The organism is Nostoc sp. PCC 9305 (assembly GCF_963920915.1).
GTDB lineage: Bacteria > Cyanobacteriota > Cyanobacteriia > Cyanobacteriales > Nostocaceae > Nostoc.
The window spans coordinates 56,260-71,291 of record NZ_CAWUDN010000012.1; the positions used below are offsets into that span (position 1 = coordinate 56,260).

A 15,032-nucleotide genomic window follows, 5' to 3' on the forward strand; every position below is an offset into this window, starting at 1 on the left:
CTTGTCGCTAGTGCAATACCTTCTGAATCTATACGCTATTGCTAGAAGTTAGTAACTCATCCAGCTTGCCTTGACTGTCTAAAGCGTGAATATCATCACAACCACCTACATGATGATCGTTGATGAAAATTTGCGGTAAAGAGCGCCGTCCATTTGCCCTTTGAGCCATTTTATTTCTGGCTGCTTCATCTCCATCAATACTGTATTCGATAAATTCAACACCCTTGTTTTTCAGCAAACTTTTGGCACGGATACAAAACGGGCAAGTCCTCCAGGTGTAAATTTCTACTTTTGCAGCCATGATGTCCTCAACTTGATTTAATACTTTTTAATTTTAGAGCTTTGCCACTGACTGTGGCTGCTTTATCCCTTCATAACCTAATCTACAGAAGCAGTGAATATGGGCTGCAAAGTTAATGCTAGCCAAATATGTGAGAGTTGTTATTTTTTATCTGACTTAAAAAACTAATAATATTTCAGTTTAAATGCTGGGAATACCAGTAATTGTATTGAGATTGTTTCTATAACTCAACTTTTTTTGAGTACTAAGCGCTAGTTAAAAAGCAGAAATTTTCTAGGCGAGTTTTAATTTTGCATTTCTTACCTATAACTTACCTATAACAAATATGGGTTTAGAAGTGCTTATGCTCCTCTAAACCCATGTATTTAAGACCCTTCCTACTAAAACTTAGCTGTGCGGTTTAAGTTTAGGAAAGATTTTTTTTGTTTTTCTTCTGGAGTCCGAAAACACCCAAGCCTAATAATCCTAATGCTGCGGTTGTACTAGGTTCAGGTACTTTTTTCGGTTGAGGTGCAGGGGGTTGATAGTAAGGCGGTACTGAGGGTGCAGGTGCGGGTGCTGGCGCAGGAGCAGGTGCTGGCGCGGGTGCTGGTGCAGGAGCAGGTGCTGGTGCAGGTGCTGGCGCAGGTGCTGGTGCTGGTGCTGGTGCTGGTGCTGGTGCTGGTGCTGGTGCAGGTGCTGGTGCTGGTGCAGGAGCAGGTGCTGGTGCAGGAGCAGGTGCTGGCGCAGGTGCTGGCGCAGGTGCTGGCGCAGGTGCAGGTGCTGGCGCAGGCGCAGGTGCAGGTGCTGACGCAGGTTTTATACTAGTTTCGCTTAGTGATGTACCGTACTGAAAACGGATGTTGCCAATCTTAGTGATGTCAAAGTCGGAGGTTAGCCCTGATAGCAGGAAAGTAGCTGAACTTTGAACAAAAGTCCCCGAACTCACAGCTGGATTTGCATCATTAGCGTAACCACTAATAATGCCGTAATTAAATTGCTGTCCACCACCACCTTGGAAAATGCCTAAGCCAGCAGTACCCAGACCGTAGTGTTGGTCAATGCCAGGAAGTCCTCCAGTATTACTAGTGTTTGGCAATTTCCATTCTTTTAGAGCTAGAAGATCAACATTATTTGTAGTGGTGGAACCTGCGCTTGAAGTCACTGTCGGAGCTAAAGCCGAAACCAGCGATAAATTGTTTAGGGCAGAACCAGCATAGTCCCAGAAGACTGATGTCAGAACATCAGAAGGGTTTGAGATTCCTACAGAAGAATTGTTAGTCAGGGTCAGTGACAATAAACCATTGTCTAGGTAATTAAAGAGGACTGACGCTGCCAGAGGATCATTAGATTTGTCGTAGGTATTGGTTCCTGTAGCTGAAAAACTTATAGACCCTAAACTCTTAGGTGCAGGTGCTGGTACAGGCGCTGGAGCAGGCGCTGGTACAGGCGCTGGAGCAGGCGCTGGTACAGGCGCTGGTACAGGCGCTGGAGCAGGCGCTGGAGCAGGCGCTGGAGCAGGCGCTGGTACAGGCGCTGGAGCAGGTGCTGGAGCAGGCGCTGGTACAGGCGCTGGAGCAGGTGCTGGAGCAGGCGCTGGAGCAGGCGCTGGAGCAGGCGCTGGAGCAGGTGCTGGTGTATTTTTGTTGCCGTTGCCGTTGCCGTTACCGTTACCGTTACCGGCCTGTGCTTGAGGTATTTGTGACCCTAAAGCTAAGGTGAATGATAATAGACCACAACTTATATAACCAATTACTTTTTTTGAATATGCTTGAGACATGTAAATCAAACCTCTTCGTTTTAAACAAGATATGAAAAAGCTTCCTAATAATGATGTTTATACGAGCATTATTGACATCATTTGCTAATCTAAATTGACACAAAAAAAAGAGATGTAGTACTGTTTTATTTAAGCTTTATCAAAAATTTAATAGAGCATAAATAAATGACGTTCACACGATCAAATTACGAGTGCTAAGTATTTTTACTATGAAAATTATTTTTATTTAATTAGGTAATATTTCTAGTTTTAATTGGCGAACTAAATCTTTATTTCAAACTTATAAATAAATTGCTTAAGTAATATTGATAGACTATTGATAATGCAATGAAAGATATTACTCAGAAAGTCGATGGGCTATGAGTTTGCAATAAATTAGGTAAGGCGATCGCCTTACCTAAAGTTAAATATTCATGGTGATAGTATACAGTAATTATACTTAATTTGCTTATCGACGCACCCAGCCATTGATAGTAAATCGACTATCTCCGAAAGCTTGAGAGGGACAATTCACAGGAAGTACTTCGTGCATATAACGGCTCAGGAAAAATACAATGCTGTTGTTGCGAGGTTCGACTGTTTTGAATGTCTCAGCATTTACATATACGTTATTTTCAATTTTGCTGTCGTATATCAACAACTCACCACCAGAAAATGATTTTGGTTCTTGATAAAAATAATAAACGTATGTTAATTCTCTAGTAGCAGTATCTGCACTGCCATTGTCATTATGAAGTTTGTAATAGTTACCATCATTATGTGCAGTTAGTTGGCTTTCAACTTGTGATACAGAAAATAATGGTAAGTTTAATTTGCTCATGATATCAGGAATCATTACTTGAATTCTCTTTAATATCAGTTCAGAAAATTCAGGGAATGAGTAGATAACCATTGATTGGCGATAGTTAATATCCTTTGTAGAAGTATTGCTTGGCAAGAAGTCCAACTCTTTATCTAGGACATATTTGAGTAAGTGTTTGTGTTCTTCTGGTTGAAGAAAATTATCTATTTGTATATAATCAGAATCCAAAATATAATCATTTTGCAATTGTATTTTCTCTGATTGCTGTACAAAGATTGGGGGTTCTGTAACCACGCCTATAAGATGTTCGCCAGGAAAACACAAAACCGAGCGACCTTCATTGATGGGAATTTGGAATAAATTCTGTAACTCAGATTCTTGTTTGTAAGCACGAGCCACAACTGTTGTTAAAAGGCTATGCAGTAAAGGTGCATCCGATTTTAAATAAACAGTATATTGATGTCCTCCAGTTAAAAGAAGCTGTACTTTGACATCTTTCGACTCAAATGGCTGTGAAGCTAATTGCATATACCTTTCTTTACATAATGTTGATAAATGAGATAATTCTAAAAGTCATTCTGAAAGTTTAATACAGTACTTACAGCAGACTTAAAGTTATAAGGTACATAAGCTAAGTCTGTTATCCAGATATAAAGTGTGTTTTACTCCTGTTAGCGCAGCGGGGCGCAGCCCAATCTGAATTCTGCTGTAGAAAATTAATTAAGAACAAGTTCAATGCTTAAATCTTTATACGTAATTAGAATTTATTTTGTGAATAAATTCAATTACTGTATCAGTCATAAACAGAAAAATACCATTAATCAATTGTTCTAGCACGTCTTTTATAATATTGTCATTCAGCAAATTCCACATAACCCGATAAAGCTTTAGTAAAGTAGAAATATCTATTATTTTCAATAAAAAATGCCATAGTTACTATTAACTACGGCATTTTTAACTAGAAATTAAAAATTTATTTCAGTATTTACTGAGAATCAACAGCGTATTCAATCAGCTTGGCAAGGCGCTGACGTAGAGTTTCTAATCCCAAGCGCTGACTCGCAGAAATAAATACCGCGAGAGGGAATTCTTCTCTAGCTAGAGCTAGTGTCTCACTATTGGCTTGATCGATCTTGTTAAAAATCACTAGCGCCGGGCCAGGAGTTATTGGCATTTGTGCCAAAATTTCTCTGACTGAGCGAATATGACGCAACCAAGCAGGATGAGACAAATCTACTAAATGTAGTAGGGCATCGGCTTCTGTGACTTCCTCCAAGGTGGCGCGGAAGGCATCCATTAACGATGCAGGCAGTTCGTGTATAAACCCTACTGTATCTGTAATCAGAATCTCCTGATGTTCATTGGTTTCGCCATAAGGAATCACTAGGCGGCGGGTAGTAGGATCGAGAGTGGCAAATAACTGGTCGGCTGTATAAACTTCTGCATTCGTGAGAGCATTCAGCAAAGTGGACTTACCAGCGTTGGTATATCCAACCAAAGCGACCGAAGGAACTTCCCGATGCTGCCGTCGCTGCCGTAACCGCGAACGATGCGCTTGCAACTGAGTTACTTCTTTTTGTAGTCGAGAAATTCGTTGCCCAATGGCACGGCGTTCAGTTTCTAGTTTGGTTTCACCAGGGCCACGAGTCCCAATACCACCACCTAATCGGGACATGGTGCGACCTCTACCAGCCAGTCGCGGTTGCATGTATTCTAACTGTGCTAGTTCTACTTGCAACTTACCGGCACGAGACTGAGCGCGTTGGGCAAAGATATCCAAAATTACTTCAGTGCGGTCAACTACCCGGATACCAATTTGCATTTCTAAGTTGCGGACTTGGGAGGGTGAGAGGTCGCGGTCAAAGACGACGAGATTGACTCCTAGTGTTTGGGCCGTTAGGGCAATTTCTTGCACCTTACCTTCGCCAACTACGGTTTGGGGATGAACGCGCGATCGCTTTTGTTGTATTGTCTGTAATACATCTCCCCCAGCGGTATCAACTAACCGTGCCAATTCTAATAGGGTATCTTGGAATTGTAGGGGAGTCATCTCACTGGTCATCAGCCCCACAATCAGCACGCGATCGTGGTCAGCATCTACTTTCTGGGCGACAAATTCGCGCTGGAATTCCGCTTCCAGATTTTCTACCAAGTCTACTAAATCCTGGTCTGCCAGATCGTCCAAGTCCAAAGGTGGCGATATATTCCAACTTGGGGATTGGATTTGTTTAGAGTGAGCGAAGCCGAATTGGCTTTCCTCTACTTTGACAGCAGCAGGACTAGGAATCAGAGTGCGAGAGTCTTGGGGTGTCAGATGAGCTAGATAAGCTTCTTTCACATACCCAGTTGCACCGCCTCCCCGCCGTGTAAATCCTGTTCCGGTAATATTTAGGACAACTAGGGCATCTAAACGTTGCAGGGCCATAGCCGTGAGTGCCGCTTCGTTGGGCGGTTCTGGCTTGAGATGGGTGGCAATACAACGAATACCACTGAGTCGTTCTGCACCGTAACGGGGCAATTCCATCGGTGGTATTTGCGTTTGACGCGGTGTGCCTACCCCGACACGAATCACTTGTCCGCGACGGTTGATGTAGGCGCACACAGGCTGATTGACTTCTGTGCTAATTGCTGCCAAACGCTGGGAAAACTCAGGCGTGGTGATGCGATCGCCTGGTATGCGCTGGTGATACAGCCGCTGTAGTTGCTTCAGCTGGCTGGACTTCAGACCTTGGAGATTTCCAAAAATAGTTTCTATAGGCGTTTATGACCAGTTAAATGGCCCCCCGAATCCTTATATGTCTATTTTACAACAGGGTTTAGGCTCCTATCTCTCTCGTTTGAGGGATGCGTTGTGAATTAGTTCACGGTGGGTATTTATTTGAAGTGATTTTGGTGGTGTAACTCACAAATTGAGCAATGGTAACAACACGCGCCGTTTCAGAACAAAATTTAAGGATCTATTTCACCAGTTTGTTGAAGTGCAAAATTGATAATAGTTTCACTTAGCCTAATTCCACGAGCAATCATTCGGTCAATTGCTTGTTTAATATCAATAGGGTATCCTTCTCGGTGTGAGCGCAACAAAATACCGATAGTACCTGTAACAGAAAGACCGCTTAACCTGGCAACTCGTCTACCAGCAGATTCATCAATGCAAACAGTCTGGATATTTTCGTTGAGCGCAAGTTGGATAACAGAAGCTTCTCCTAAATCTAAAGAATTAAGTAAGAACGGAGAAATATTAGTTAAGGGTATTTGCGATTTTTGTAGCCAATCGGCATCCTCAAATTCACTTACTGCAAATCCGCTTGCACCTCCAGCAAGTATTTCTTGACAAACTTCAAAGGGAACTAAAACTTGAGTATACAAAGATTGAAGTATTCTTAAATCGCCTATTGCCGCTATTATAGAAATAAGTGGTGCTGTGTTGATAACAATTATATTAGTTTCAAGCATTCGCTAAATCAGATATAAGTTCCTCTTCTGTTAAATCAATCATTGCTACACCATAACGGTGTAAATTAAGTAAAAAACTTACCCTATCTATACCTGCTAATTGTGCAGCTAAACCAGAAGAAATCCGTTTCATTTCAAATAGTTTAACTGCCATCGCCATTTTTGCTTCTTGTTCAAACTGTTCTCGCGTTTGCTGTAAGGCATCTGGTAAAGTTTCTGGATAGTCAATTTTAAGTTGGGACATAATTTTTATCAGAATATTCACTTTTAATTTCAGTTAGTATTTTCAGTGGAAATGAGATTGCGATCGCTACATTAAAATAAGTTAAAATCATCTAAACCATAAACTTTAATAGCAAGGTCGCTCAATCAACGCCTCAATCTAATCAGCCTCAAGAAACTTATCAAAATCAGAACTAATTTTTGTAATCCCAATTTTTGCTTAAACCAACTGATAATGTGTTTCTTCTGCATATTAAGCAGAGCGTTTATAAAATCTGGATTAATTTCAATAGCCTTGCTAATACTGTTATTTCCTTCTCTCCAGCGACCTAATTTAATTAATGCAGCACCCTGATAATACCAAGCTTCGTGGTAATCTGGTTTAATCTTCAGTGCTTGATTGTAGGATGCGATCGCTTCTTCAAAGCGTCCTAAATTAAATAGGGCATTACCTTTACCGTTCCAAGCTTCGTAGTCATCAGATTTAATTTTCAATGCTTGGTCATAGGATGCGATCGCTTCTTCATTACGTCCTAATTTGCGTAGCGCAATGCCCTTGTTATACCAAGCATGAGGATGGTTGTAATTAAGGGCAATGGCTTGGTCATAACAGATTACTGCTTCTTCAGATTGCCCTAGATTATCTAAAGCATTTCCTTGCCAGTTCAAACTTCCGGCATTTGGTTTAATTTCTATCGCTTTTTCCCAGCTAGCGAGAGCTTCTTTCCATTTACCTAAGTCCTTAAGCGCGATACCTCGGTGATGCCAGACTAAGTGATAATCTGGTTTAATTTCTATTGCTTTGTCGTAAGACGCTATTTCCTCCTCGTAACGTTCTAAACTGCCAAACCCAAGACCTCGCCTATGCCAAACTTGGTGGTTATCTAGTTGAAGTTTTAGTGCTTGGTCATAGAATGCGATAGCTGCTTCAGATTCTTTAGCAGTAGTTAGTAAATCTCCTAGTTCAAGCAGTAAATTTGCTTTACGACTCTCCGACTGATGTTTTTCTGCCAGTAAATCTTGAATTTCTAGGATTTTCTCAATTTTTTGTTCAGGGCTAAGTTTTAAATATTTTTCATAGTCTGCTTCATCTAGTAGACGAGTTGATTCTTGTTCTACCACTTCTGGCGTTGTCGGTAATTCAAACACACCAGAACGCCAATCAAAAAAATCTGGGGCACGATGAATAAAATAATTTATCGAAAATGAACGCAAAAGAAAAACAAAGCTAATAGGAAAATCATCTCTAAAGCGTTCTCGCTGTTGGTTTAAGTGATTTAAAATATGTGGAACACTAGTTAAATTGCTAAATTGTCCTTCGGTAATTTCCCCAAAACTTCTTTTTTCATATTTATATAAAGAATATTCCAGACCTTTAATCAATAAAATATCAATTTGCTTCTCTTTAACAAACTCTGCCACTGGTTGATATAAATTATCAATCGCCTCAACCAAGCGCAAAACTTCAATCTTCTTCTGCGGAATCTCTTGAGGAAGTTTGACAATAAACTTGTCTGCTTCCACAGGTGTACATTGGACAAAAAACAAACCAAATCCTGATTTACGCTTCAATGTGCGAAGCAAGTCTTGATAAACTTCTTCTGGTTCTGGAGGTAAATCATCATCCCAATCGCTTAAATTTGGGTTCATGAAAGTTTCGCTAAGGCTTCTTTAAATTCTGGAATTCCTTGAATCAATGGATGAATATCATACCAACGCTGCATCTCTCCATCATCATCCATATAGCGATATTCTAAAAGACAGCGATTATACATCAAACTCCGATACAAGTCATCATTAATAATCCGCTTAGAACAAGACACTTCCGCCAACAGACACCATTGATGATTTTCCACAGTGCGGCGATAAGTATCTCTGGCTTGAGTAATTGCTCGTCGCGCCGCCTTTTCTGAAACAGGTAACTCTTCGGTGCGCCCAATAGCATTTTGAGTTAACAATAGCAAATTCCTCACATGACCTCCACTCATTAAACAAAGTCTGTCTAAGGTTTGGGGACTGTCGAAAATTTCTGTTTCTAGTGATAGTTCTGGTGCAATTTGCCGGACTCGCTTCTTAATTACTTCCTTAACTTTCTTGAGTCCTGGCTGATAAACTTCCCCCTTGAGAGTGTTTACCATAATCATCGGCAAAATTTGGGGGTCGCCGTAGATATCTCTGAGGTCTGTTGCCCTGCTAGAATAGACCATTGAAATGGGGACAGTGTAAATCAAATGGCAATCTAAAGCTTGGAGTTGTTCGCTGCGGTCTAAAAAGACTTCCTCATAGTTTGTGCGTCCGTCGCCATCTTTAACTAACACCATCCGGTCTAAATTATCGACAATTACCGCCAGTTTATTGTAGCCATTAGGTAAGTGCTGTTTTGCATCCACCAGAAACTCATTTAACACCTGAATTAAAGTGACGGTGTGAGGATCAATTTTTTGGCGAATCTTCTGGCGTAATTCAGGAACAGCTCTTAAATTTGCGGTTAACTTGGCGAATTGAGCAAGCTGCACTTCTACAGCCATCTTCTCAAATTCTATGGGAGTCAGCGCCAAATCTTTTAAATCTACCCAACGATCTTTCAACCAGTCGAGTATCGGACGAGGACTAGCAATTCCTTTTAAATCTTTGAGCAAACGGCGGGTACAGGCGAGGAGTATATCTGTATATTGGGCATCTTCAGAATCGATATCCTCTTCATCAGCCGCAAAATAGACTACATAAAATTTCCGATTTTCTAAATATTTCTTTAACCTGAGTAATTCTGTAGACTTCCCCGCACCTCGATGACCAGAATACAATTGGCAAGTATTTGTATTTGCCAGTTGCATCCTATTTCCCAACTCTTGCAAAATATCGGCATCTCCCCGCACATCCTGACAATCTACATATTTTGGATCACCTGCGAGTAAGGGTTCAAAGGGGTTAAAGGCATTGTAGAGGTTTGCGAGTAAGTCAGTACTATTAGGCATAGGTAAAAAATATAGCAATGATGCTCATAATAATCGAGATCATACAGAGTTGAGGTGGATGCATCCAGTTCAAAGACTCGTTAACGGAGTTCAGAGGTGGATGAATCCAGTTCAAACACTCGTTAACGGAGTTCAGAGGTGGATTAATCCAGTTCAAACACTCGTTAACGGAGTTCAGAGGTGGATTAATCCAGTTCAAACACTCATTAACGGAGTTCAAAGGTGGATGAACGCACCTCAAATACTCGTCAGCAATAAAACTACTACGAGATAGGAAAATCTCTACTTCCCTGTTCTTACAAAAGAGAAGCTGGGGTTAGAGTCTTGCGCCAGTGCTTCACTGCTGTTTGTAATTCTCCCGACAACCAACTATCAAATTGCGGATAAACTGGCGATCGCGGCATCAATTCCCACCCCGCAGGTTGTAAAATTTCTCTTAATCCCTGTTCTTGAACATGAGGATAATCGGGATTCACCTCATCTTTTGGCCCAATTCCACCTAAATCTCGCGCACCAGCTTCGATACAAGCGAGTAACCATCGGTCATCTTTAACTAAATTCGGCGGAATTTGAATAGTAATATCTGGCGGTAAAATCTGACGTGCTTTAGCAATTACTTTTGGTAACTGATGAGGGTCAAAAGGTGGTGCATCAAAGGTTTGCTGATATCCTGGACTATGAGGTTGTAAGATAACTTCTTGAATATGGTGATAACGTTGATGCAGTTCAGATATAGCTGTCAATGTTTCCCAGCAATCATCTACAGTTTCCCCAATTCCCAACAGCAACCCCGTTGTAAAAGGAATCTGCAACTCTCCCGCCCATTGCAATTGCTGTAAACGAACTTCTGGCAATTTACTCGGTGCGTGCCGATGTACACTATTTAACAATGTTGGCGTTAACTGTTCCAACATCAGCCCCATCGAAACATTCACACGCTTGAGCTTTTGCATTTCCTCAAAACTCAGCGGGCCTGCATTTGTGTGAGGTAAAAACCCCATTGAAAGCGCTAATTCACACAAATCATAAATTCGCTCAAACCACGCCTGACGCTTTGGCGAATGGGGATGTACTTCACCGCTAAGTATGAGGATTTCACAGACTTTTTCGTTTTGAAGTGGTTTTAAAATACTGTCTGCATCTGAAAGACTCATCCAGGGACTTTTACCCGGTTCGCTGCGAAAGTTGCAGTAACTACACCGATTAAAGCACTCGTAAGTGGGAACGATTGTATAAGCAGGGCTATAGGTTACAAAACGAGAATTATTAATTGGCATAAGCAGAATAAATTGTCTCTTAGTAAGCAGCCCCAGATTTATTTTAAGGTCTGGAGACACTGACTACAAACCTTTAATTATTCACGCCTACTTATTTATTAGAAGAACAATAACTATTTTGCTTTGTAAATTTCTGGTAATTGCCACCAAGGAATATGGGGATATTCGTGGTGTTCTTCGTGATAGCCGAAATGATAGCACGTAATAAATGACCACCAAATTGGACGGTTAATCGTTTGGGCGCAATGAGGCTGAATATAGCCTGTGATTGGTTCACTATGTGGGAGGAAAGTACCAAAATAAAATAATTGGAATGAACTTAAAAGTGAAGGAAGTACCCAAAAATAATTTAGATTGTCACTCGGTATATGGAGTATATATTTTGCAAAGTTATAAATAATTGTTAGAGCAATTATTTGTCCCCAACTCCAGTAACCTTTCATAAAATGTAAATACCAAGCAAAGAAGTTTTTGTATTTACCATTATGAAAATCTGGGTCTATCTGAGTTGCTGGATTGTGGTGGTGTAGCCAATGCTTTTTCAATAATTTTTTATATGGTAAAAGACCATAAAGAGATAGGGTTAATGTCCCAATAAGATGATTAATTTTGCTGTTCTGAGGAAACACCACCCCATGCATAGCATCATGAGATGTAATAAATAATCCTGTATATAAAAATGTTTGCCAAAGTATGCTGGGAAATAGCATCCAAAATTGTAATTTGGAGATGTCAAGGGAGAGTAATAAACTTAGACTAATTACCCATACGCTAACAATGGCAATAGCAATCAAAAGCCCTTTAAACTGAGATTTACTTTTCACCACTGGGGTCAGCTTTGATTGATGACTGGGTGGTTGTTCTAATTGAATCACGCTTCTACTCTGCCTCGTATTCCAGTGAAAATTCCTAAAATAAGCCACAACAAAAAGCACTAACCACCAGCCAGAAAACTCTATTAGTGGTCAGTGTTTTGCATTGGATAGTGCCAACACTTAATACATTTAGAAATATTAAGATACTTTAACTATTATTACACATACAACTGCCATACCAACAACTGTTTTTGTTATGGCGGTTGGATTATGTAAGTTATAGCACTGATAGCTTTAGTGATTATAAAAACTAGTGTTTTTAATATGGGGCTTTTAAACAGCCGAAGTCTGGAAAAAAGGCGGTAACATAATTAGCGGCAAGAGTAGGGAATGAAGTGGAGTAATTCGTGCATGAGGCTGTAGCCGTTGAGATCCCAAACTAATGTAGGCTAGAAAGCGATCTTTGCCAAGCGATCGCACCAAAGTTCAGACTGAGGATTAAACCTAGGACTTACGCATTGACAAGAAATGCTAAATATACATAAGGTTAAAAACCACATATTTCGTAGGGGCACAGCAATGCTCATTGGTGTCTACTTTTGCCAAAAATAGCGTACTGATTGGGTGTTGTTCACCCGCCAGGGATTGTAAATCCCTGACTAATTACTCAAGTCTACTGAAGTAGACTGAAAATTTTCGCGCTATCTTAGTCCTCTGAAGAGGACTTTAGCTATGAGACAGGGATTTACAATCCCTGGCGGACGTGCGGTTTCGCGTCTTTGTTGACACGTATGACCCTACAACATGGTCTATTTACGAGCGCAGGATAATTAAGGAAAGCCTTCAACAACCTCAAGATCGTTAATTCACATCACGATGCATTTGTACAGCGCGTAAGTCCTAAAACCTTAACTCTAAGGATGAGATTTCCAAGCTTTTCAGCAAATACTTTGAAATTAGCAAAATAGTATCTATAATGTCAAAAAAATCTAATGTCAATTAGAAAAATTACTGATTTTTATTATCCAAACTAACAAAGATAAAATAATAAGTATGGCTCCTAGTAAGCTCAAAATCTGGAGCCACTTACTACAAGAGAATGCTCATAATTACTCGCATTCTCGTTTAGTCACATAGTGGCGGTAGCGAAACATTGCTTCTAATTGCGCTTGCACTAGCCAACCACTGACAAATTCAACAGTTCCTCCACCAGGCATAGAGAAGGAAATAGCGTCAGTTAATCTGGTTTTGCCATTTTCTGATTCAAATTCATGTCGATGTACCCAAGATTCAAAGGGGCCAGATATCTGTTCGTCGGTAAACAGACGATATTTTTCACATTCAGTATGACGCGCTAACCAAGTTAAGGGTAATGGGCCGAGAAACAGGCGAAATTCGGTGATAGCGCCCACGTTTAGCCCTCCTTCACGACGAACCACTTGGACTGGCTGCCAAGGTGGATTCAACAGTTGCAAAATATCTGGCCTTTCGTGAAATTTCCAAACTACTTCTGGTGAGGCGTTAATGATTGAGGAATGTTTAAAGTGCAGCATGGAAAGAAAAACCTAAAATTCAACTTTCGGATTCGGTATCAATCTCGATATCTAGGGTATCTTCATCAACCCGCACATACAAAATATTTGGGTTACAACAAACTTGACAATCTTCAACGTAAGATTGCTGTCCTCCAGCACTCAAATCAATAAAAGTTAAGTTCGGTTCGCCGCAATAGGCGCAGTAATACTCGGCTGTGTTTTGCATCAAGTTTTCAGCTATGAATTCAATGGCTGTAATTCCTTTGGAGATGGGTTGATATAACTCTTAGCATCAGCCAAATGCTTTAGTAGTGTAGACTGTGGCAGAGGCCCTTGCAAGTGGCTCCAGGGTAATACTTGTTCTGTTGACCATTCGGCGTGGACGTAGAAATCTAAGTCGGGGATTTGTCCTTTGAGTTGCTTGAAAGCACGTTTGTAGCTACCCAAGGAATCGCCAAAGTCACGAGTAAGTTCAAGAAGTTGGGAGAGTCTGCGATCGCCTCTCGATAATAAAGCCTGTATAATCGACCAATTATAGCTTTCTGGGCGAAATTCTATCCCCTGTGGTTTTAGCTGTTTTTGCAAAAACTGCAACCGTTTTTCTGCTTGGCGATTTACCCCAAACCATTGAAACGGCGTATGTGCTTTGGGCACAAAGGTGCTGCATCCGTATGTTAAGCGCAATCCCGGCGCAGCTTTTTTGATATTACGCATCATCGCCACGGTTTGTTCTAAATCTTCTGCTTCTTCACCAGGAATTCCGGCCATTCCGTAGAGTTTCAAGCTTTTTAATCCGCCAGCTTTGGCATTTATGGCTGCTTGGATAATTTCATCGTTATGCAGCTTTTTGTTGACGATTTGCCGGATTTTCTCAGAACCACTCTCTACTGCAATGGTAAGCGATCGCGTGTCTCGTTTCGTCAAAGTTTCGGCTAACTGGACTGTAACAGTATTGGTTCGTACTGAGGCAATACTGAGGCGGACATCATCATACTTTGGCTGACTAATATAATCTAGCAAAGTCTCAAATTCTGGATGCTGAGTGACTGAAGCCCCTAATAATCCTAGCCGATTTGTGACTTCTAAACCTTTTGCGATCGCTGGAATTAATGAATCTTCCAGACTGGCTGTTCTAAAAGGCAGTGTGAGATAACTCGCCAAACAAAAGCGGCACATTTCTGGACAACTTCTCACCACTTCCACCATGTAGATATTTTCCCATGCCGCTTTTTCGGTGACTACAGTTGATGCCGATAGAGTATTTCCCCGGTAAGTTTGCTTTTGCACCACTGCGGGAATTTCGGGAGAAATTGGTTTAATTGACTTTAATTCACCATTTTTTGTGTGATATTCCACCTCATACAAACTGGGTACATAAATTCCTGGTATTTGTGCAAGTCTTTTTAGTTGAGTTTGTCTTGAGGCATTTCTGACTTCTTTGTAAGCCTCAATAAAATTCCCTAGCAGGGTTTCGCCATCCCCTAGTAAAATGACATCGAAAAAATCTGCAAAAGGTTCGGGGTTAGCTGTGAGAACGGGGCCACCACCAAAAATTATCGGATGAGAATCATCACGAGAGGTTCCTCGAATGGGAATTTCTAAAGATTCCAGCAAATTTAGAATATTCACATAATCCAGTTCCCAAGAAATCGAAAATCCCACAATTTCCGGTGTTCTGGGGAGTTGTTCGTGAGTGTCGATAAACAGGCGACTCACCTGCACATCATCACGCATTGCAAAAGTTGCCCACACCACTTGATAGCCAAGGCTAGTGATACCTACGCTGTACTCGTTGGGAAAGGCAAAGATTATGGGGATAGCGTTGGTGTCTGGGGGGGTGGGTGTAAATAGAAGGCGTTCAGATTCAAATACAGATGATGTCACAGGTGT

The 15,032-nt window shown here is 41.0% G+C and carries 14 protein-coding genes; 1 reads left to right on the forward strand and 13 read right to left on the reverse strand.

Annotation, left to right across the window (positions count from 1 at the left end; genetic code table 11):
* Positions 1-28: 28 nt before the first annotated feature.
* Complete coding sequence (gene grxC / locus ACM0OX_RS06840) at positions 29-301, reverse strand: glutaredoxin 3 (RefSeq protein WP_289796680.1); 273 nt, start codon at positions 299-301, stop codon at positions 29-31.
* A 406-nt stretch (positions 302-707) separates the two neighbouring features.
* Complete coding sequence (locus tag ACM0OX_RS06845; RefSeq protein ID WP_414514205.1) at positions 708-1,670, reverse strand: XDD4 family exosortase-dependent surface protein; 963 nt, start codon at positions 1,668-1,670, stop codon at positions 708-710.
* Here ACM0OX_RS06845 and ACM0OX_RS06850 point away from each other — a divergent pair.
* Positions 1,645-1,974 (forward strand): hypothetical protein, encoded by a 330-nt coding sequence (locus ACM0OX_RS06850; protein WP_414514214.1) that lies wholly within the window; start codon positions 1,645-1,647, stop codon positions 1,972-1,974. The two genes, ACM0OX_RS06845 and ACM0OX_RS06850, sit on opposite strands and share 26 nt — an antisense overlap.
* Before the next feature lie 534 nt (positions 1,975-2,508).
* Here the strand turns inward: ACM0OX_RS06850 and ACM0OX_RS06855 are convergent.
* The 11 genes from ACM0OX_RS06855 to ACM0OX_RS06905 all read right to left on the reverse strand — a co-directional run bounded on the left by ACM0OX_RS06855 (position 2,509) and on the right by ACM0OX_RS06905 (position 15,026).
* Positions 2,509-3,390, reverse strand: a complete 882-nt coding sequence (locus ACM0OX_RS06855) for a 2OG-Fe(II) oxygenase (protein WP_414514146.1) — start codon at positions 3,388-3,390, stop codon at positions 2,509-2,511.
* Positions 3,391-3,847: 457 nt separating this feature from the next.
* The gene (gene hflX / locus ACM0OX_RS06860) at positions 3,848-5,617 is read right to left on the reverse strand and encodes a GTPase HflX (RefSeq protein WP_414514207.1); all 1,770 of its coding nucleotides are present in this window, start codon (positions 5,615-5,617) and stop codon (positions 3,848-3,850) included.
* Positions 5,618-5,811: 194 nt separating this feature from the next.
* The gene (locus ACM0OX_RS06865) at positions 5,812-6,318 is read right to left on the reverse strand and encodes a DUF3368 domain-containing protein (RefSeq protein ID WP_414514147.1); all 507 of its coding nucleotides are present in this window, start codon (positions 6,316-6,318) and stop codon (positions 5,812-5,814) included.
* Positions 6,311-6,565, reverse strand: coding sequence for a UPF0175 family protein (locus ACM0OX_RS06870; RefSeq protein ID WP_334764797.1), 255 nt, complete (start codon positions 6,563-6,565; stop codon positions 6,311-6,313). Before ACM0OX_RS06870 ends, ACM0OX_RS06865 begins: the two co-directional genes overlap by 8 nt.
* Before the next feature lie 122 nt (positions 6,566-6,687).
* Complete coding sequence (locus tag ACM0OX_RS06875; RefSeq protein ID WP_414514149.1) at positions 6,688-8,190, reverse strand: tetratricopeptide repeat protein; 1,503 nt, start codon at positions 8,188-8,190, stop codon at positions 6,688-6,690.
* Positions 8,187-9,515 carry an ATP-binding protein gene (locus ACM0OX_RS06880; RefSeq protein ID WP_414514153.1) on the reverse strand — a complete coding sequence of 443 codons (1,329 nt, stop codon included), beginning with the start codon at positions 9,513-9,515 and terminating at the stop codon, positions 8,187-8,189. Before ACM0OX_RS06880 ends, ACM0OX_RS06875 begins: the two co-directional genes overlap by 4 nt.
* A 296-nt stretch (positions 9,516-9,811) precedes the next feature.
* Positions 9,812-10,792: a 7,8-didemethyl-8-hydroxy-5-deazariboflavin synthase subunit CofG gene (cofG, locus tag ACM0OX_RS06885; RefSeq protein ID WP_414514162.1), complete on the reverse strand. Its 981-nt coding sequence runs from the start codon at positions 10,790-10,792 to the stop codon at positions 9,812-9,814.
* Between the two features lie 113 nt (positions 10,793-10,905).
* Complete coding sequence (gene crtW, locus ACM0OX_RS06890) at positions 10,906-11,667, reverse strand: beta-carotene ketolase CrtW (protein WP_414514164.1); 762 nt, start codon at positions 11,665-11,667, stop codon at positions 10,906-10,908.
* Positions 11,668-12,716: 1,049 nt separating this feature from the next.
* The gene (locus ACM0OX_RS06895; protein WP_335054672.1) at positions 12,717-13,160 is read right to left on the reverse strand and encodes an SRPBCC family protein; all 444 of its coding nucleotides are present in this window, start codon (positions 13,158-13,160) and stop codon (positions 12,717-12,719) included.
* 19 nt (positions 13,161-13,179) lie between these two features.
* The gene (locus ACM0OX_RS06900; RefSeq protein WP_012411100.1) at positions 13,180-13,368 is read right to left on the reverse strand and encodes a CPXCG motif-containing cysteine-rich protein; all 189 of its coding nucleotides are present in this window, start codon (positions 13,366-13,368) and stop codon (positions 13,180-13,182) included.
* Positions 13,369-13,379: 11 nt separating this feature from the next.
* The gene (locus ACM0OX_RS06905; protein ID WP_414514166.1) at positions 13,380-15,026 is read right to left on the reverse strand and encodes a B12-binding domain-containing radical SAM protein; all 1,647 of its coding nucleotides are present in this window, start codon (positions 15,024-15,026) and stop codon (positions 13,380-13,382) included.
* Positions 15,027-15,032: the final 6 nt, after the last annotated feature.